General features: G+C 37.4%; 1 protein-coding gene and 1 pseudogene. Both read right to left on the reverse strand.

The features are described from left to right. Nucleotides 1–422 (reverse strand): arginine--tRNA ligase (argS, locus tag ACRCJ0_RS14685; protein WP_431390949.1); only part of this gene is annotated, 422 nt, incomplete at its 3' end. A 419-nt stretch (nucleotides 423–841) separates the two neighbouring features. After that, nucleotides 842–1,174, reverse strand: a pseudogene (locus tag ACRCJ0_RS14690) (iron-containing alcohol dehydrogenase family protein); the annotation flags it as partial.

Consider the following 1,174-nt stretch of genomic DNA (forward strand, 5'->3'; position numbering starts at 1 on the left):
GCATTCCCGATAACAGTTGAACGTAAGTGTCCCATTGACATTGGTTTCGCAATGTTTGGACTAGACATATCGATGGTGATATTTTCACCGTGTCCAATGGCTAATTCACCAAAGTGGTTACCTGCTTCATAAATCTCAGTTAGGATCGCTTGTGTCACCAATGTTTGATTTAAGAAGAAGTTGATGTATGGGCCAACTGCTTCAACACGGTCTACAATTTCTCCCTCAATTTGTGGTGCAATTTCCTGTGCAATGGCTTGAGGCGCTTTGCGCAATTCCTTAGCAAAAATAAAACATGGGAAGGCGATATCCCCGTGTCCTTCATGTTTTGGTACTTCTAATAGATTTTGAATTTGCTCCAAAGTCAATTCAGTTTCAATGCTCGATTTAATGACTTGGGCAACTTGATTTTTTAAGTCCATTAAGTGTTCTCCTCTCGAAAAATAAGACAAATCATCAACTTAGTCAGATGCCAACTTGCCTCTTATTTTGATTTATATATTGAAGGCCGATTCATGAATTTATATGTCCCTTGCTAGTTTACTTGGTTATTCTAAACCACCTATCAAACACATTAAAATCCTTCTGGTAAGAACCGGGTACTTTGTAAAAAAACTGCTTTACAATTAGTCAATTGTATCACTTTTTCCCCAAATATAAAAGGCTCTACATGCATAAAGCTTCTTATTCATCGCTATCATTCTATCATGTTTTATGAACCGACTGCAAAAGTTACTTTACCCGCCCTGCGCCCTGCCCTCACCACTTCAAAAATCCAAAATAAGGACTGCAGCATTTCGCCACAGCCCACACTCGATTATATAAATGATGATGCATCAAATTATTGGTTTAATTTTTCAACTTCTTGAATAGCATCTTCAACCATTTGACGGTTAATTTCAAATGGTGATGTTTGAATATGATCTAAGGTAAAGGCTTTATCTAATACCGTTTTCAAATCTTCATCACTTTCAATTTCTAAGGCTTTTAATGACGTTGGTAAACCCACTGAAATCATGAAATCACGAATTTCTTTCAATTCGTCATATTTTTTAGCCAATTGTAGAACGATTAATACCCCGTAAGATACGATTTCACCGTGCAAGTGTCTTTCCCCTTGAGGTAAGACAGTTACTCCGTAGTAGAATGAGTGGGCAAAGTGACCGTTATAGTC

Source organism: Aerococcus sp. L_32, assembly GCF_050689315.1.